This is a genomic window from Methylobacterium sp. DB0501 (assembly GCF_011043735.1).
In the GTDB taxonomy this organism is placed as follows: Bacteria; Pseudomonadota; Alphaproteobacteria; order Rhizobiales; family Beijerinckiaceae; genus Methylobacterium; species Methylobacterium alsaeris.
Window position 1 is genome coordinate 177,446 of record NZ_JAAKGV010000018.1, and the last position, 17,803, is coordinate 195,248.

Consider the following 17,803-nt stretch of genomic DNA (forward strand, 5'->3'; position numbering starts at 1 on the left):
CCAGGAAACTGCAGTATCATATCAAACATGCTTCTGCGTCATCATGTTCGCCAAGTGTGATGCAGCGGTACTAGGCCCGATAATACTTGCTGGAAAGGCGCCGCGAAAGATCGACGGTCGGTGGTTGCATGAGCATCGTATCGAGATAGCATGCTCCATAGCCCAAACGACTGGAACTGGCCTGACGGCGCTTCTGATTTAAGGTCTTGGCAAAATCTGCATGCAAGATATCGGCCTCCGATAGTTTGCCGAACACCGACAGGCCGTAGCAACGCTCGATGGCCAGCCAGAGCTCGGCCGCGCCCTCGATGAAATCGCCAACTAGATCTTCTCGAATTCGATCCAGCGACCAATTAAACGTGTTGACAATGCACTGGCAGAATTCATGAAAATTATTCCAGCCTTCCGATACAGATCTTTTAAGAAGAAGTCTTAGCATCTCAATGCAGTAGAAATGTCTCTCATCCCGCTGTCTGATGTCTTGGCTAGGATGTTGACGATAATGATAATTGATCCCGTCGACAGTTAGTACATCACGAGCGTAATTGATGCTAATCAAATGAAATATAAAATCATCATACGCCCTGATATGCTCGGGGAAATATATTTGCTTTGATTCGAGAAAATCCCTGCGATAAATCCTGCGCCAAATCGTTGGCTGCCCGGTGAGCAGCTCATGGGACTGCGCCCGGAAGCAATATTTGTCCAGGAACGGCGTGCGCGAATGATTTTTGAAAAGAACGGTCTCATAGCTCTCAGTAAAAATCTGCTTCGTATCGTCATAGAAATCGAATCCACCTTGGACGATTTCGGACTTGCTCGTCTTTGCGAGATCCAGGAGGTTGGGAAAAAAGTCGGCGTCGACGAAGTCGTCGGCATCGACGAACGCGATGTAGGCTGCGTCCGAGGCCAGTCGTCCATAGTTGCGGGCCGACGCACAGCCGCCATTCGCCTTCCTGAGGAGACGCAGACGAGGGTGGTCGCCGAACCGGCGGCTCACCAGGTCGGCCGAGTCGTCGGTCGACCCGTCATCGACGACGATGACGTGGATATCCTCGCGTCCCGAGGCGAGCAGGCTTTCCACGCATTCCTCGATATGGGTCGAGGTGTTGTACATCGCCACCGCAATGTCCAACCGTGGCGCCAGGCCCGACAGGGCATCGCAACTCTGCGATCGCAGAATCCACGGCGTCTTGACGAACTTGACCTGCAGGTCGCTCTCACGCTCCGCCGTACGGAGGAACGACATCGACCTCTCCATCTTCGTTTCGACGGAGCAGACGGCGACGTGTCGATCGGGAAGCAGCATCTCTCCCGGGTTCGATGATGCCTCGGTCTCGCTGAAATAGTTGTATCCGAGCAGGATCGCGAAATTCTGTGCGAGCGGCTCCGTGGCGGTCACGTGCGATCGTTCGCCGAGAAGACCGTATGAGCGTAATCTGCGGGTGAGGTCTTGCCGCGTCAACGCCTCGGCCTGAATGCGGTTGAGCTCGAAATGGTCCTGAATGATCCGGCTCTCGTCCAACGAACTCGAAACCGTCAGCAAGTCACGATCAGGGAAGATACTTTTCAAAACGACGCCGGCCAAGCCGTATGTCATTGACATATCAACAATAATTCCGCTGCTGCTCAAAGGCGTAACAGTCAAAAAACGAGCGATGTTCTGAAATACGAGCTTTGTGTTCTGTGCTCTGATCTCTCGAAACCTGTACTGCTTTCCCTGGAAACGCAGCTGGCAAATATCGCTATCTTCAGGACCTTCGAGTATGTCAAGAATCGTGAGGCCATCCGATTCGTCGTCGATATGATGAAGATTCGAATGCATTCGCGCGGAGCGCGGGATCGGATTGTCGAGCGTGACATCCAATATTAAAACGTCGTTGATCATAAGACTCGCTGACGACTTGTGGATCGTCAGATCGATCATGCATCGCGTGTTGGGGTCGAATTCATACTCGACAATGGTTTCCGTCGCCCACGACCCATCTTTGAACGAGTTGAAAACGATGCGGTTACAGTCGGGCCGAAAAGAAAAATGGGCGGGGCGGTCGGAATTACCAACCCACATATTGATGTAGGCCCAGTCACTAAAGTTTTTTACTTTGTATTCAAAGCTATACGTCAACATCGGTGCCGTCCCTTCGATTGTATTGCTGGTGGAATCAAGTGCAAGCATCGCTTTGCATGAGACGCTCTTTGATCTCGCCTTTCATGCTTTGAATTTTTGCGACAGTTTGATGATATGATCTGTAAAATCGCGAATTTTCATAATCAAGTTGGAGATATCCAGGGTCGATCATGGATATCAGATAAATGATAGCCTCGTGGTACTGGAAGCGATGAGTGTGACTGATTGAGTCTTTGCACCAGGAAATAATTCTGAATATTGCAATGACCAAGGCCTCCCGAAGGAGGGTGTTGTGATACCGGGGGCTGCGACGAAAAATGTCGAACGTCATCCTGGCAACGGCGAGCGCACCGAAGCGTGAGTCGTTGGTGGAGCCGGTGATTTGTGGCCGGCCGTACCGCCGGTAATACGTAAAGCATATATCGCCGACGACGCAGAATGACGACATGCTCGAAACAACAGCGCAATGAAAAAATATATCTTCGAAAAAATGGCCGTTTGGGAAGCTCAAAGAAAAATCTCTGACTAGCTTTGCCGATACAAACTTGTTGGCGGACTGGGGCTCAAGGAGCATCGTGTAGGAAGTAAGTTCATTGAAATCAGGATCTTCCGAACGACATGGCCAATTGCTCTGGCGCTTCTCGATCAGGTGCTGGATGATTTCGTCATCGTAGAAATGCGTGATCTCACCGCGGAGATCGCACAAGCTGCCGCGTCCGAACGCGACGTCGGCTTCTGACACCTGAAGGGCGTCGTAGACCTCCTGAAGCGCCCAGATCGGGCGCGTGTCGTCCCCATCAAGGAAGCAGATGTATCGACCTTTGGCATGCCTGATGCCACGGTTGCGCGCAGAAGAGAGGCCATCATTCGCCTGCGTAATGACTCGAAATCTCGGATCGTCGATCTCCGCGATTGCAGCCTTGGTGGCGTCGTCCGCACCGTCATCGACGACGATGACCTCGAAATCCTTGAAACTTTGTCGGACCATCGAGTCCAGACTCAGATTCAGAAGTCTGCCTTCGTTATACGCACAAATGATGCAGCTAAAAAATGGCTGTTCGGTCGACATCGAAATTTTGTCCTCCCAAGTAGATGTGCTAATCATGATACAATCAGGATAAAAGCAACTTCATCTTACTTCACTTGGTTGATTGGCGGCGCCAAATTCCACAATGCGCCAAAGGGAGCGTAAATATGACCTAAAGTTTGACGAGTCAACGCCGGCGCCTCCTGGGTCGAGTCGACCTGCAGGCTTTGGGCTGCCATATTGCAAACCGGCCAAGATATGATCTCGATTGTTTTGTCATAGTTTTGGTAGTCAATAATATTCGTGTCAACATTTTAGATTGCGCGCATTGATATTTTTCAATATTATTTTTTGCTAAAAAAGGAAATACCACGGATTTGCTGTGGTGCCAGGAGCAGTTTAACGTTTCCTTGTGCGTCCATCGAAGAAGCAATATTTTGTTTTCCGCTAGGCATACGACGGAAATTGCAATGACGCACGAATATCTGTCTCTAGGTCAATTAAAAATAAAATACGAAAATCACGTTATATAGAGACAAACTAACGCACGGAGCACGATTAGCCATCAGGACGCCTTTGCGTACGCTTGAAACGAGGTCTGGTATTCGAGATCGACCGGTTGGGTGACCGATCTCTTAACTTTGACGTCATACAAAATCCGATGGATCGCCTCCGGCGATCCTGTCGGATCGCCGTCGTGATGCGGAAATCGGCTTCGCTCGCACGCCCTGCACATTCACTGGAAGGTCGCCATGCTGATTGACGCGACGCCGATCCGAGCATCGTCAGAACACGGCATGGTCCCCGCGCTCGGCGACCGCTTCGCCCCGGATCACCCGGGCATAGTAGTCGAACAATGTCTCCGATCCCGCCGAAGGGGTGGCCCGTGCATCGTATCGCCCGGTCGCCGGATCCAGCACGAGCATGGATTCGGTCGCGTAGTAGCGACCGATCCGCGCGAGCTCGGCCTTGGCGGCCAGGGCGGGCACCCATCGTCCGGCCGTCGCCAGGACGGCGACGATCGCATCCAGCAGCGCGACCGGAACGTGGATGAAACGCGGTTCGCGCCCCAGCAGGGCGAAGAGCCGCTCGCCCTGGGCCTTCGGCGTGATCGCCTCGCCCGGCCCGCCAATCGGCAACACGCGATTGCGCCGCTCCTCGTCGTCGAGGCAATCGGCGAGGTAGCGGCCCAGATCGTCGTCGCCGATGGGCTTGCAGGCCGTCAGGGTTCCGTCGCCGAAAACCAGGAACGGCTTGCCGCGCCTGACGCGATCGATCTGTCCCGAGAGCGATTTGAAGAAGGCCGTCGGCCGCACGATCGTGTAGTCGAGCCCCGACGCGATCAGCACCGCCTCGAAGGCGAGCTTGGCCTTCTGGAAGGTGAGGATCGGCTTCTGGACGCAGATCGCCGACAGGAGCACGACATGCCTCACGCCGGCCGTGCGACCCGCCTGCAGGGCGTTCACGTGCGCGCCGTAATCGATCGCCCAGGCGTCGTCGGGCACCCCGGTGCGCGATGCGAGGCACGACATCAGGACGTCGAAGGACTCGCCGCGGACACCGTCGCGCACCAGCGACACCGGATCGGTCAGGTCCACGATCCGTTCGACGACGCCTGCGGGCAGAGCGGGGCCGGCAGGCTGCCTGACGAGGCAGACGACCTCGTGACCGCGCGACGCCAAGGCCCGCACGGTCGCCCGGCCGATCGTACCGGTCGCTCCCAGAACGAGGACGCGGCGCGGTTCTCCCCCGCCCGGTCGATCCGTGGTCATGATCGCTTCATCCCGACGCGTCGCCATCCTAGAGCATCGTCCGACGAAGCGGATACGGGGTCGTCGAAAGGCAATGCCGCAAAACCGAGGACCTGGAGGGGCGTACGATCGCGAAACGATCGGGCGCTGTTCGCGCGCGACGGCGGCGCTTGCGATGCCCCGCCGAACGGCGAGAGCGGTGTGACGGGGAGGTCCCTATCCTCCGGAACCGCCGGACCTGGCGTCGACCGCGCCCATCTCGACATCGGCCGGCATCGTATCGACGCACACCGCCTCAGGCCGTCACGAATCCATCACGACGCTTGCACCGCAGGATCCCGGCGCCGACCACCTCGAACGGCCGCAACCCGCGCACGCACGAGTTGGCGCAGCGCTGCGAGACCCGCATCGCCGAGGCGGCGATCCAGGCTCTCGCGCATGAGCCGGAACGCGCGCGCTCGCTGTCCGGACGTGTCGACCCCGGCTTTGGCCCGTCCGACGGATGCCGGCTCGGCAGCCGAACCCCGACCGGACGCCGGGGACGCTCCCCCGAGACCTGAGCAGATTTCACAAGAGTGGTTGCTGGTTTTGCGACGAAAATCTGCGACAAAACAAGAATTCGAGCGGGTGAAGCGTTGGCCTGCCGACGCAAGTCGGCTTAGACATGTTCGCGAATGAACGCCGTCAGAAGGGTTGCGACCTGCTCGGGCTGTTCCTGCTGGACCCAGTGACCGGCACCTTCGACGAGGTGGAAGCCGGTCATGTTGGTGCAGGCACGGGTGCGCATGGCCTCGGCCGCGCCCGGCGTTTGATACACGCCCCAGTCGCTCTTCCCCGAGATGAAACTCGCCGGCACGTCGATGGTGCGACCGGCGAACGGACGGAGATCGGCCACGCAGTCCGCGTCAGTGTAGCGGCGGTAGCCCTGCAGGCCGCCCTGGAAGCCGGTCCGTCTGTACTCCGTCACGTACACGTCCAGCTCGGCATCCGTCAGCCATGCGCAGGACCGGACCTGGTCCTCGGACGGCATCTCGGCGGCAACCGTGGCCGCCATGCCCTTGTCGCGGTCCATCACGTAGTAGGTCGGAAGCTGGGCGAGATCCTCGGCCGACCGTGAGGGGAGCGGATGGGGATCGTTGTCCGTCCAGTCGGCGCTTTTCGCGTGATAGTACGCGCGCAGGAAGTCTCGCAGTCCCTGAGGCGCTTGCAGCATGTCGTGATTGGCCTCGCGCGTCCGGTACCAGCGCTGGTAGAACTTGCGCGGGCGCGGCAGAGCGGCCAGCCGAGCGTCAAGGGCATCGTCGCTCTGCGCGGGCGAGAGGGCGGCCGTGCCGCCGGCGCCGGCCGGAAGGGCGGGAGGTCCGGCGAACGGGGCGCTCATCATCACCACCGAGCGGAAAACATCCGGCCTGAGGAGCGCGCACCACGCCGCGGCGGGTGAGCCGGCGTCGTGACCGACCACACAGGCGACCTGCTTGCGTCCGAGGGCGGCGGCGAGCGACAGCGTATCGGTGACGACGTTCAGGAAGCCGAAGGGATGCGGGCTCGCCTCATAGGACGAGTCCCAGCCGGTCGTCCGACCGTAGCCGCGCTGGTCGGCGGCCACGACGTGGAACCCGGCCTGCGCCAGCGGCAGCATGATCTTGCGCCAGCTATAGGCGAGTTCCGGGAAGCCGTGCAGGAGGATCACCAGCGGCCTATCGGCCGGCTCGAACCCTGCTTCCAGCACGTGAACCGTCAAGCCGTTGAGTCCTGGCAGGAGTCGAGACCTGATGCCTGCGGGAAGAGTGCGGTGTCCATACGGTGCGTGCTCGGAGCTTGCAGGAGGATCGCCGCGGTTCGTCTGAGCCAAGGACTGCATGGGTACGACGCCTGTGAAGAGACCCGTGCCAAGACAGAGCACAGTTCGCCGCGACATGCACGACGCAGGCGTGGTGCCGGAAGCCCGACGAGTGCGATGGTCAACGCCGCGCATGGGCAAAGGTCCATTTCGGGTAAAGGTCCGTTTCGGGCGACGATCCATGTCGTTCGTGCCGGAACGCTTGGACCGGGATGCTGACGCAGCATCCTGCCGAAGTCATCCTCTGTTCGGGGCGTAACAGTATCCCGCGTGCGGAACACGCTGAGCACGGGTATGATGACCGGCCGCCGCCCGGGCACCTCGGTGCCCGTCGGAACGAAGCTTCAGCCCTGGCCCGAACAGGCGAAGGTTCACGACGCTTCGGCCGGTGTCGCGCAGCGCCGGCCGGAGCTGCCGGCCGCGACGAGGCGCGGGTCCCGACGCGTGAGGGGACGTTCGGCGGGGCGTCATGCGGGCGACCGGATCCGACGACGGGCCCTGGCGCCGGGACCGCATCCGAAGCGCGGCCTCGGAGATCAACGGGTGCATATTCCCCAGGGTCGTTGTGCGAATTTCTTCTCATGCTTTGCTGACGACAACCGGTTGTCCGGTGATTTGCATCGCGGGCGTCGATCCTGATGTCGCGCAGGTTATAACAATTACATGGAAAGCGAATAAACAATCGGAATTCATTATCAAGAAGACAATGATGGAAGAAAGTCAGTCGGTTAGCAAAATCATAATATGTCGCGGCGATATTCGGGTCAGAGACGATGCCGCAGGGCAGGAGGCCAGCTCATGGCCGAGCGACCGAAGACGGGCCGGGCGAGGCGAGCGCGCCTGACCGGCCTCAGGACTTGGCGGGAGAGAGGGACGGCCATCCGCCCGGCGGCTCTGGCCGCGATGGTGCTCGTGTCTCCGCCGGGATCCGGGGCCCGTGCCGCGGAGCCGATCCGCCTGACGGTTGTCGGCGGCCTCGCCGGCGTGAGCCAGTACAAGCAGCTCGAGCAGCCGTTCTGGCAGACGGAGATCGGCGAACGCACGGGCGGCCGCCTCACGGTGAGCATCCGTCCCTTCAACGAGAGCGGCCTGCGCGGGGAGGACATGCTCCAGCTGATGCGGCTCGGCGTCGTGCCCTTCGGCACGGCGCTGCTGGCCGTGGCGGCCGGGGACGAGCCCGAGCTGAATGCCGTGGATCTGCCGGCGATCAATCCCGACATGGCGGCGCTGAAGCAGACCGTCGCGGTCTACCGGGACCACCTGCGCCAGGTGCTGCGGGAGCGCTACGGCATCGAGCTCCTCGGCATCTACGCCTATCCGGCCCAGGTCCTGTTCTGCACCCGCGCGTTCACCGGCCTGTCCGACCTGAGCGGCCGGCGCGTCCGCACCTCGTCCGTGGGGCAATCCGAGCTGATGGCCGCCCTCGGGGCGATGCCGGTCATCATCCCGTTCGCCGAGACGACGGCGGCGTTGCGGGACGGGGTCGCCGATTGCGCGATCACCGGCACGCTGAGCGGCTACGAGATCGGTCTGGCGGACGTCGCGACCCACGTTCACGCCATGGCGATCAGCTGGGGCATGTCGTTCTTCGGCGCGAACATCGCGGCCTGGCGGGCGCTCCCTGCCGATCTGCGGGAGGCGGTGCGCCAGGGCGTCGCCGACCTGGAGCGGCGGATCTGGAAGCAGGCGGAGGACGACACCGCGCGGGGCCTCGCCTGCGCCACCCAATCGCCCGCCCAATCGCTCTGCCCGGGCGCGCCGCGCAACCCGATGACGCTGGTGCCGCTCACCCCCGGCGATGCCGAGCGACGGCGCCGCCTCCTCACCGAGACGGTGCTGCCGCGCTGGATCGAGCGCTGCGGCGACGCCTGCGTCGCGGCCTGGAACACGACGCTGAAGCCCGCGCTCGGGGTCACGGCGAAGGCCGAATGAGCATGGGGTCCCGTCCGCATTTGGCGACTGATGATGTGGCGTAAGTTCAAGCTGGCGATCGTCGCCGGAACGATCCTCATCCTGGCGCTGCTGGCTGCCGGCACGACGCTGCTCCTGAGCAATGCCGAGCGGACCGCCCGCCAGGCGGCGCGGGCCGGTCTCGAGCGCTCGGCGCAGGCGGTCGAGACCGCCTTCAACCGCCAGGTGCTGCAGGTCGACGGCGCGCTCGCCAGCCTTCCCGCGCTCTTCGCCGGCCTGGCCCCGGGCGGCGCGATCACGCCCGATGCCGCGACCCAGCTCCTGCGCGGCCTGAATTTCCAGACCCTCGCCTTCCGCGACCTCTACCTCGTCGGGGCGGATGGGGTGATCTGGGCGGCGACCCGGCGGCGGGGGGCGGGCCGGCCGCTCCCCTTCGGCATGGCGGAGTTCAACCAGACCCGGACGATCGGCTCGAGCGCGGTGTTCGGACCGGTGCGCAACCAGGTCACGGGTGACTGGTCGCTCTATGTCGGGCGCCTGATCGAGCTGCCGCCAGCCGGAGAGACCAAGGCCGGGGAGGTTCTGGCCGTCGCGGAGGTGCCGCTGCCGGTCCTCACCCGGGGGCTCGCCGAGACGGGCCTCCAGCCCGGCCTGCGCGTGGCGCTCCAGCGCCGGGGAGGCCAGCTGATCGCCAGCCTGCCGCACGACGAGGTGGGCATGGGCCGGGTGCAGGCGGTACGGTTCGACGGCTTGAGGGCCGACGGCCGCGCCTTCGTCCTGCCCGAGACCGGCGGGCCCGACGCCGCCTTCGCGGTCGTCCGGCCGACGCTGTACGGCAACATCTTCGTCGGGCTCACCATTCCGCGGGACGTGGCCATGGCGGACGGGCGCCGCGATCGCGTCCGCCTGCTCGCCACCACGGGCGCGGGCGCGGTCCTGATCGTCGCCTTCGCCGTGGCGCTCCTCGTCGCCCTGCGCGGGCGCGAGCGGCTCGATGCCGAGCGGACCCGCGCCAGCACGGTCCTGACGAACGCGATCGAGGCGATGTCCGACGGCTTCGTCATGTGGGACGAGAACGACCGACTCGTGACCTGGAACCGGCGCTACTGCGACCTCTACGCCGAGAGCGCTCCCTTCATCGTCAAGGGCGCGCTGTTCGAGGACGTCATCCGCCGGGGTGCCGAGGCCGGGCAGTACCCGCAGGCGGAAGGGCGCATCGATGCGTTCGTCCGGGAGACGGTCGCCTGGCACCGCGCATGCAGCGGCACGATCGAGCGCCAGCTGCCCGGCGGGCAGTGGCTGCTGATCACGGAAAGGCGCACGGCGGACGGGTGCACGGTCGGAATCCGCACCGACATCACGGCGTTGCGGCTCGCCCTCGCCGACCTCGCCGCCGCCACCCGGCGCGCGAACGAGGCCGCCGAGGAGGCCATGAGGCAGAACGCCATCCTGAGCGAGCGCGAGGGCCGGATCCGCTTCCTGGCGCACCACGACCCGCTCACCCGGTTGCCCAACCGGGTGCTGTTCCGCAGCGAGCTCGACGTGGCTCTGCGGGCGATCCAGGAGCAGAGTGGAAGCGTCGCGGTCCTGTATCTCGATCTCGACCGCTTCAAGGACGTCAACGACACGCTGGGACACCCGGCCGGCGACGAGCTCCTGCGGCTCGTGGCGGAGCGCCTGCGGGCCTGCACCGGCCACACGGTCGTGGCCCGGCTCGGCGGCGACGAGTTCGCGCTGATCTGCGCGTCGTCCGACCTCCCGACCGAGGCCGAGGCGCTGAGCCGGCGCCTCATCGCGGAGATGCGCTGCCCCTACGACGTGTTCGGCCACGCGGTCGTCACCGGGGCGAGCATCGGCATCGCGGTCGCGACCGCGGGCGACCTCGACGGCGACACGCTCCTCAAGCAGGCCGATCTCGCGCTCTACCAGGCCAAGGCGGCCGGCCGGGGAACGGTCTGCGTCTTCGCGGAGGACATGAGCGCGCGGCTGCGCGAGCGGCTCGAGATCGAGGCCGACCTGCGCTCGGCGCTCGCGAACCGGCAGCTCGAACTCGCCTACCAGCCGATCCACGATCTCGCCGCGGACGCCCTGTGCGGCTATGAGGCCCTGCTGCGCTGGCACCATCCCGTCCGCGGGTCGGTCAGCCCGGCGGTCTTCGTGCCCATCGCCGAGGAGACCGGGCTCATCGTCGAGATCGGCGCCTGGGTCCTGCGGCAGGCCTGTGCGGATTTCGCGATGCTTCCCGGGCGCTTGAGGATCGCCGTGAACCTCTCGCCGCTGCAGCTCGCCGGCAGCGCCATCGTCGCCGACGTCACGGGCGTCCTCGCCGAGACGGGCCTCGATCCGGATCGCCTGGAGCTGGAAATCACCGAGACCGCCCTGTTCTCGAAGGGCCACGGCAACAAGGCGTGCCTCGAGGGCCTGCGCGCCCTCGGCGTGCGGATCGTGCTCGACGATTTCGGCACGGGCTACTCGTCCTTGAGCCACCTGCACCATTTCCCGCTCGACAAGATCAAGATCGACCGCTCCTTCGTGCAGGACATGCCCGAGCGCGAGAACAGCGCGGCCATCGTCAAGGCGCTCGCCGGCCTCGCGACCGAGCTCGGCATGTGCACCACGGCGGAAGGCGTCGAGACGGCCCAGCAGCTCGCCCTCGTGCGCGAGGCCGGATGCACGCAGGTGCAGGGTTACCTGTTCGGGCGGCCCCAGCCGATCCTGCGCGTCGTCGAGGCGGTCGCCGCCGCATCCGGACCGCGTCGCCCGGAGACGGATCTCCGGGCCCTGGGCTGACCACGGGGATGCCCGACGGTATCCCCGGGAGACCCGCGGGGGCCGTGGGTCTCAGGCGCCGCTCGCCTGGGGCAGGATGCGATCCCCGCACGACCGGCGCGGCTCGGCCGCGAGGGAGAGGAGGGCCGCGAGGGTCAGGGCGCCCGCGGCGAGGAAGCTCGGCAGGGCGAAGCTGCTCGTGAGATCCGCGATCGCCCCGGCGATCGTCGGCGCGATGATCGAGCCGAGGCCGAACGACGAGGTCATGAGGGCGACGACCTGGCGGCGGCGGGTCCCGGCGAGGGACCGGGCCGCCATGATCCCGAGCGCCGTGATCGGCACGAAGGTCCCGCCGAGCAGCGCGGCCGCCACGACCGCGCCGCCGACGCTGCCCGAGACGACGCTGCCGACGACGCCGGCCGCCTCGGCGACGAAAGCGAGGCTGAGCGTCGGCACGACGCCGATTCGGCGGCTGAGCCCGGTCCACAACGCCACCGACGGCATCGCCGACAGGCCGACGACGAGCCAGATCGCCGACTCGGCGGAGCGCAGATCCGGCATGCCCCGGATGATCGTCACCAGGAACGTCGCGGTGGTGACGTAGCCGAGGCCGAAGAGGAAATAGGCCGCGAGGAGGGCGACCAGGGGCCGGCCGAGCCGCAACGCGCCCCGTTCCGCGGCCGGGGCGGAGCTGCGCGCATCCGGCGGGACCAGCACGCCGACGACGGGCGTGGCGACGAGCGCGGTCAGCCCGACGACCAGCCAGTCGCCGCGCCAATCGGCGCCGAGGGCGCCGGCGGCGTTCACCAGGAGGGCGGAGAGGACGATGCCGGCCCCGATCCCGGCGAAATGCAGGCAGGACAGGGTCGGGCGCCCCATCGCGGCGAGCCGGTCGAGGATGACGCTCGAGGCGAAGACCAGCACGAAGGCGCTCGCGACGCCGCCGACGAACCGGAGGAGCAGGAAGGTCGCGACGTCGCCCGCCGCGGCCATCAGGATCGTGCTCACGGCGCTCGCCGCCAGGGAGGCGAGGAACCACAGCCGCGGGGAGCCGCGCAGGGCCGGGAGCGCGGCGGCGAGGGCGCCGACGAGGTAGCCCAGCAGGTTGGCCGAGGCCAGCAGGCCCGCCTGGGCCTGGGTCAGGGCGAGATCCGCCGCCATCGCCGGCAGGATCGGCGTGTAGGAGAAGCGGCCGATGCCCATCGCGGCCGCGAGGGCGATGAGCCCTCCCGTCGCCAGGCGAAGGGGGTGGATCGTCTGGACCGGCATGCGAAGCCCCGTCGCTCGAAGGAGGTCCGATCGCGGCCGGCACCGGTCCCGCCGGGGCCGGCCGTGTCGATCAGGCCCGGAAGAGGTCGTTCACGCAGGCCTTCGCGCGGGTCCTGGCATCGACGCGCTTGACGATCACGGCGCAGTGCAGGAGCGGGCCCGGGGAGCCGTCCGGCAGCGGCTGGCCCGGCAGGGAGCCCGGCACCACCACGGAGTAGGGCGGCACCGCGCCGCGGAACACCTCGCCGGTGGCCCGGTCGATGATCTTCGTCGAGGCGGACAGGATGGTGCCGGCGCCGATGACCGAACCCTCGCCGACGATCATCCCCTCGACCACGCTGCACTGCGCCCCCACGAAGCAATCGTCCTCGATGACGACCGGGCGCACCTGGCGCGGCTCGATCACGCCGCCGAGGACGACGCCGGCCGAGATGTGGACGTTCCGGCCGACCTGGGCGCAGGAGCCGACGGTGGCCCACGAGTCGATCATGGTCCCCTCGTCGACGCGCGCGCCCCAGCTGACGAAGCTCGGCAGCAGGACGACCTTGCGGCCGACGTGCGCGGTGTAGCGGACGAAGCAGCCCGGCAGGGCCCGGAAGGCGGCGGCCCGGAACTGCGCCTCTCCCCAGCCCGCGAATTTCGAGTGCTCCTTGTCCCACCAGCAGGCGGCGCCGGGACCGCCCTCGACGAGGGAATAGTCTCCGATGTGAGACGCGACCATGAGGGCGTTGATGAGCCACTCGTGGACGCGCCAGCTGCCGTCGATCTTCTCCGCGACCCGCAGGGTTCCGTCGTCGAGCCTGGCCATGGCTTCGTTCACGGCCTCGCGGACGGGTCCCTCCATTCCGACATGGAGCTGCTGCGGATGCGCCCATGCATCGTTGATGATCTGCTCGAGATCGACGGCGTGCTCGTTCCTGTAAACGTGATGCATGGTCATGTCGGCGGCCCTTGATCGTTACTAAAACACTAACACCGCCGTACACGGCCGTCATGACAGCGGCGCCGCCGGAATGGGCAGAAATTGCCGATTCGAACCCGATATTTAAGAGTTGGTTAACGATGCTGCCGGATGTCGGACCATGATCTCGCCGGCGGGGAGCCGGGGAGAATGCACCGCCGCGCGCTCGGCCTCCTGATCTGCGTCTCGACGCTCGCTCGCCGGGACGACGTCCTTGCCGTCGTGCTCGCCGGCCGCGCTGCCCCGGGCCTATGCCGATTGTGCCCCGTCGAGAGCTTCGGGCGCGGCGGTACCCTGAACGTCTGCAACGAACGACGCGGCACGATGGCCGCCGCGCGGCCTCCCGCTCACGTCGCCGCGCTGTCGCGGTCTCGAGCGGAGAAGGGGCCGCCAAGGGCGTCCGGTCCGAAAAATGTCGGCGGGAGGGAGTGGATACGGCTGCGCGCCACGCAAAACATACCGATGAGAATATAATTCTCTAATCAGTAGTTCGCAGCCTCCGGGGGCGGCTGGACGGTCCCGGCGCCCCTGTGGTCATGCCCTGGAGAGAGCCGCATGAGCGACTCCGTTCGCGTCGCGATCGCGGGGGCGGTCGCCACCCTCACCCTCGATCGGCCGACACCCTCGACGACGCGGCCCTGTCGGGCGAGGGCGCCGAGGTCGCCGCCCGGCTCGCGGAATCCGCGACGCGGGCCCTCGGGCTCGCCCGCGGCCTCCTCGCCGACAGCCTCGGTGCCGGCCTGGAAGCGCAGCTCGAGCGCGAGGCCCGCAGCATCGCCGAAGCCGGCCGGTCTCCCGACGGCCGCGAGGGCATCGCGGCCTTCCTCGACCGACGCAGACCGACATTCAGCGGCCGGAGATGAGCATGGCCGAGGCTACCATCGTCGAGGTTCCGGCAGCCTACCTTCCACTCGGTCTGCAGCCAGGGCAAACGAGCCTCCAGGCTGCTCTGGCGGGAGCGGGAATGCGTCGCCCCTCAGGCCGGGCACCACGTTGAAGACGAGCTTGCGGCCACGGCCGGTCGTGCGAGCGAGCGATCGTCTTGATCGAGCGCGCCTTGCCGCGACCCACGCCGCGTCGGCGCGACGAACGCGCCGCGCTGGGGGCCGTGAGAGCCCGACGGGGCCTTCGCCGAGCAGTGCCGCTGGCGGGTAGGTATCGAAGACGCGCTGTCGCTGGGCGTGCGGGGGCTCTGCATCTGCCACGAGCCCGCGACCTCGGGCTGGCCAAGGTCCGCCTCCGGCATGCGCCGACGACCGCCGCCCTCACCGTCGGCCGGATCGCCGATCGGCTGGTGGGTGAGACCGTCGCGTCGTCCCGACGATCACCCTCCGCTCGTCTCGTCAGCCACACGGCTTGAGACGCACCATTCACCGGCATTACCAGAAACGGCGCGATCCCAATCCCAGTCGCGGCCTGCTCCGGCGTTCCGCTCAGATCTTCTCCTTGCCGAGCGCGTCCAGGGCCGCTCCGAGCCCGCGCAGGGACAGCGCGACCGCCACCTCGCGCCCGTCCGCATCCTTGAACGTGATCCGGCCGGGCTCCTCGGCCTTGCGCCAGCTGGTCAGCACCGCCTCCGTCGCTGCCCCGTCCGCCACGCATGCCCCCGGCATGCAACGCCGCCACGCCAGATCCAGGCCGGCCTTGGCATCCTTGGCCTCGGCCACCCGCACGCTCGACGGGAAGCTCACATTGGCCGGCAGCAGCACCGTCATGCGCAGGCCGTCCTGGCCGGGAAGCCGCCCGATCGCGACCTGCGCCACCGGGCCCGACTGGCCCTGGGCCTGGATCGTCTGCGCCACTTCGCAGACGCGGCCCGCGCCCTCGCCGCCGAGCCGCTGGCAGCGCAGCATCCAGTCGCCGTAGGTGGCGGTCGTCAGGCCCGGCTCGGCCGGCACCGGCGGAGCGGCCTCGGCGGCGGCCGGCTTGGCGCGCGGGCCTTGCGCCGCGGCCGGCACGACCGATGCGCCGAGGAGGCTCAGGAGCAGGCCGGAGAGCAGGACGGCGGCGGCCGTGCGCCGGCGGGTGGGCGGGGCGGGGGGCAGCGGGGAATACGGCATCACGCAATGTCGTCCGAGTGAGCGGCGGGAGCGGGCGCCGGCGCGGCCGGCACGAGGAAGTCGGCGACGGCCTGCAGGCTGACGAGGTGGGCGTAGACCATCGCCAGCCAGCCTTCGCGGCGCAGCCGCGCGAAGGCGTCGTCCGGCAGGGCGGCGAGGGTGGCCTCGTCGACGCCGAGGGCGCCGTGCAGGGTGTGGTGCTCGCCGGTGAGGGGATGCTGCAGCTGGATGGTGAGGGGGCGCAGGATCTTGAGATCCTGCAGCAGCCGCCCGAAGGCGGCGGTGCGGCGGGCGGCCTCGGCGTAGTCGGCGACGAGGCGGATGCGCTCCTGCAGCAGCGGCGTCTCCTGGCCGTCCTCTGTGAAGAGCGGCAGGCTCGTCGCGCCCGCTTCCTGCGGAGCGGCGGCGGTGCGGACGAGATCGGTCTCGGCGTCGACGCAGACGAGGGGCTCGTGGCCCTCGCTCTCGCCCAGGATGAAGGGGTAGCGGCGCAGGTAGGCGGGCAGGTAGCGGCCGGTCCAGGTGCCGTTCTCGTCGACGAGCGCGCACTGTCCCGGCGCGGCGCCGACGAGGAAGACGGGGACGGGGCCGAGGCTCTCGGGCAGGAAGACGATGGGCAGGTGGCGGCAGGCGGCGCCGATCTCCTCGGCGAGCGCCGGCACGATGTGGCTGTCGCGCGCGAAGTCGAAACGCTGCGGCTGGGCGAGGTGCCAGGCGCGGTGGGCGTCGCGGTCGAGGGGAACGACCGAGCGGTAGAACAGGGGCAGGGCGGTCATGATGGGATTGTTCACGGCAGGGGGAAGGGACGCCTCGAAGGGGGTCGGTTAAGGGGTGGGCAGGGCGGCGTCGGCGCGGGGCCCGATCGTCGCTCCGAGCGGCTGGGTGAGCAGGGTGCTCGGCGCGATGATGAAGCAGCCGCCTGCGCCTGTCAGACACACCACGGTCTTGTCGAAACGAGGATCCGCGACGGACGGAGCTCCCGGCACGACGGGATTGCTCACGATCCGGAGCGTCCCCGCCGAGGATGCGTCGGGCGTGACGGTGGAGTGCGCGACGGTGCTGGCGAAGGTCGGTCCGACGATCGCGGCTGCCGGCGAGGCCGCGGCGGGGGCCGGCGTCACCGTCAGGCGGGCCCCGACATAGGTCAGGTTGTAGTTGGGCATGCCTGTCAGTGAGCCCTGGTCGATGGAGTAGGTCCCGGCGGGGCTGCGGGCATCGGCCGTGGTGGCGAGCCCGCCCGAGAGCGCGTCGCCGTTGACGAGGCCGCGCCCGCCGACCCGGTAGGTCAGGGCCGGGTTGGCATCGCCGTAGATTCGGTTCTGCGCACCCGCCGTGACGGTGATCGGCCGGGCGGTGACAGCCATGTTCGCCCCGACATAGGTCAGGCTGTAGTTGGGCGTGCCTGTCAGTGAGCCCTGGCCGATGCCGTAGGTGCCGACGCTGCTGCGGGCGTCTGCCGTGGTGGCGAGGACGCCGGTGAGAGCATCGCCGTTGACCAGCCCGCGTCCGCCGACCCGGTAGGTCAGGGCCGGATTGGCATCGCCGTAGACGCGGCTCTGTCCGTCCGCCGTGAGAGTCAGCGGCCGAGCCGTGACAGCGAGGTCTAGCCCGACGTAGCTCACTGCGTAGTTGGGCGAAGCCGCCAGACTGCCCTGGCCGATGGCGTAGGTGCCGACGCTGCTGCGGGCGTCTGCCGTGGTGGCGAGGACGCCGCTCAGAGCATCGCCGTTGACCAGCCCGCGTCCGCCGACCCGGTAGGTCAGGGCCGGGTTGGCATCGCCGTAGACGCGGCTCTGCGCGTCCGCCGTGAGGGTCAGCGGCCGAGCCGTGACAGCGAGGTCCGCCCCGACGTAGCYCACCGCGTAGTTGGRCGAAGCCGCCAAGCTGCCCTGGCCGATGCCGTAGGTGCCGACGCTGCTGCGGGYGTYTGCCGTGGTGGCGAGGACGCCGCTCAGAGCATCGCCGTTGACCAGCCCGCGTCCGCCGAYCTGGTAGGTCAGGGCCGGRTTGGCSTCGCCGTAGACCCGGCTYTGCGCGTCCGCCGTGAGGGTCAGYGGTCGAGCCGTGACAGCGAGGTCCGCCCCGAC

Annotated in this window: 12 protein-coding genes; 3 read left to right on the plus strand and 9 right to left on the minus strand. The window is 66.6% G+C overall.

Translation table 11 applies throughout. The features are described 5' to 3' along the window. Positions 1-70: 70 nt before the first annotated feature. The 4 genes from G4G93_RS24690 to G4G93_RS24705 all read right to left on the minus strand — a co-directional run bounded on the left by G4G93_RS24690 (position 71) and on the right by G4G93_RS24705 (position 6,647). The gene (locus G4G93_RS24690) at positions 71-2,128 is read right to left on the minus strand and encodes a glycosyltransferase (protein ID WP_165088331.1); all 2,058 of its coding nucleotides are present in this window, start codon (positions 2,126-2,128) and stop codon (positions 71-73) included. Positions 2,129-2,162: 34 nt separating this feature from the next. Beyond that, on the minus strand, positions 2,163-3,197 hold the full coding sequence (locus G4G93_RS24695; RefSeq protein ID WP_165088333.1) for a glycosyltransferase family A protein: 1,035 nt from the start codon (positions 3,195-3,197) through the stop codon (positions 2,163-2,165). 743 nt (positions 3,198-3,940) lie between these two features. Next, on the minus strand, positions 3,941-4,927 hold the full coding sequence (locus G4G93_RS24700) for an NAD(P)H-binding protein (RefSeq protein ID WP_165088336.1): 987 nt from the start codon (positions 4,925-4,927) through the stop codon (positions 3,941-3,943). Between the two features lie 637 nt (positions 4,928-5,564). Beyond that, the gene (locus tag G4G93_RS24705; RefSeq protein WP_246736990.1) at positions 5,565-6,647 is read right to left on the minus strand and encodes an alpha/beta fold hydrolase; all 1,083 of its coding nucleotides are present in this window, start codon (positions 6,645-6,647) and stop codon (positions 5,565-5,567) included. A gap of 897 nt (positions 6,648-7,544) precedes the next feature. Here G4G93_RS24705 and G4G93_RS24710 point away from each other — a divergent pair. Together G4G93_RS24710 and G4G93_RS24715 are read left to right on the plus strand one after the other, a co-directional pair. After that, entirely contained in the window at positions 7,545-8,678 is a 1,134-nt protein-coding gene (locus G4G93_RS24710; RefSeq protein ID WP_165088342.1) for a TRAP transporter substrate-binding protein, read from the plus strand. A 30-nt stretch (positions 8,679-8,708) separates the two neighbouring features. After that, positions 8,709-11,447, plus strand: a complete 2,739-nt coding sequence (locus G4G93_RS24715; RefSeq protein ID WP_165088344.1) for an EAL domain-containing protein — start codon at positions 8,709-8,711, stop codon at positions 11,445-11,447. Positions 11,448-11,498: 51 nt separating this feature from the next. Here G4G93_RS24715 and G4G93_RS24720 read toward each other — a convergent pair whose 3' ends face one another. Continuing rightward, positions 11,499-12,695, minus strand: coding sequence for a YbfB/YjiJ family MFS transporter (locus G4G93_RS24720; RefSeq protein WP_206289999.1), 1,197 nt, complete (start codon positions 12,693-12,695; stop codon positions 11,499-11,501). Between the two features lie 70 nt (positions 12,696-12,765). Then, a complete protein-coding gene (locus tag G4G93_RS24725; RefSeq protein ID WP_246736991.1) occupies positions 12,766-13,635 on the minus strand; it encodes a 2,3,4,5-tetrahydropyridine-2,6-dicarboxylate N-succinyltransferase in 870 nt (289 codons plus the stop codon). A 557-nt stretch (positions 13,636-14,192) separates the two neighbouring features. Between G4G93_RS24725 and G4G93_RS24730 the strand changes: the two genes are divergently transcribed. Beyond that, on the plus strand, positions 14,193-14,519 hold the full coding sequence (locus G4G93_RS24730) for a hypothetical protein (protein ID WP_165088347.1): 327 nt from the start codon (positions 14,193-14,195) through the stop codon (positions 14,517-14,519). A gap of 570 nt (positions 14,520-15,089) precedes the next feature. Here the strand turns inward: G4G93_RS24730 and G4G93_RS24735 are convergent. The 3 genes from G4G93_RS24735 to G4G93_RS36050 all read right to left on the minus strand — a co-directional run. Beyond that, positions 15,090-15,716: an invasion associated locus B family protein gene (locus G4G93_RS24735; RefSeq protein ID WP_165088349.1), complete on the minus strand. Its 627-nt coding sequence runs from the start codon at positions 15,714-15,716 to the stop codon at positions 15,090-15,092. Continuing rightward, entirely contained in the window at positions 15,716-16,492 is a 777-nt protein-coding gene (locus G4G93_RS24740; RefSeq protein WP_165088352.1) for a SapC family protein, read from the minus strand. The genes G4G93_RS24735 and G4G93_RS24740 overlap by 1 nt, the downstream gene beginning before the upstream one ends. 48 nt (positions 16,493-16,540) lie before the next feature. After that, positions 16,541-17,803: MBG domain-containing protein (locus G4G93_RS36050; RefSeq protein WP_281409735.1), on the minus strand; the 1,263-nt coding region annotated here is incomplete at its 5' end.

Coding starts and splice junctions, on each gene's coding strand:
- G4G93_RS24730 (WP_165088347.1), top strand. CDS start 14,193: ATGCCCTGGAGAGAGCCGCATGAGCGACTCCGTTCGCGTCGCGATCGC.
- G4G93_RS24695 (WP_165088333.1), bottom strand. CDS start 3,197: ATGTCGACCGAACAGCCATTTTTTAGCTGCATCATTTGTGCGTATAAC.
- G4G93_RS24725 (WP_246736991.1), bottom strand. CDS start 13,635: ATGACCATGCATCACGTTTACAGGAACGAGCACGCCGTCGATCTCGAG.
- G4G93_RS24710 (WP_165088342.1), top strand. CDS start 7,545: ATGGCCGAGCGACCGAAGACGGGCCGGGCGAGGCGAGCGCGCCTGACC.
- G4G93_RS24735 (WP_165088349.1), bottom strand. CDS start 15,716: ATGCCGTATTCCCCGCTGCCCCCCGCCCCGCCCACCCGCCGGCGCACG.
- G4G93_RS24720 (WP_206289999.1), bottom strand. CDS start 12,695: ATGCCGGTCCAGACGATCCACCCCCTTCGCCTGGCGACGGGAGGGCTC.
- G4G93_RS24700 (WP_165088336.1), bottom strand. CDS start 4,927: ATGACCACGGATCGACCGGGCGGGGGAGAACCGCGCCGCGTCCTCGTT.
- G4G93_RS24740 (WP_165088352.1), bottom strand. CDS start 16,492: ATGACCGCCCTGCCCCTGTTCTACCGCTCGGTCGTTCCCCTCGACCGC.
- G4G93_RS24690 (WP_165088331.1), bottom strand. CDS start 2,128: ATGTTGACGTATAGCTTTGAATACAAAGTAAAAAACTTTAGTGACTGG.
- G4G93_RS24715 (WP_165088344.1), top strand. CDS start 8,709: ATGATGTGGCGTAAGTTCAAGCTGGCGATCGTCGCCGGAACGATCCTC.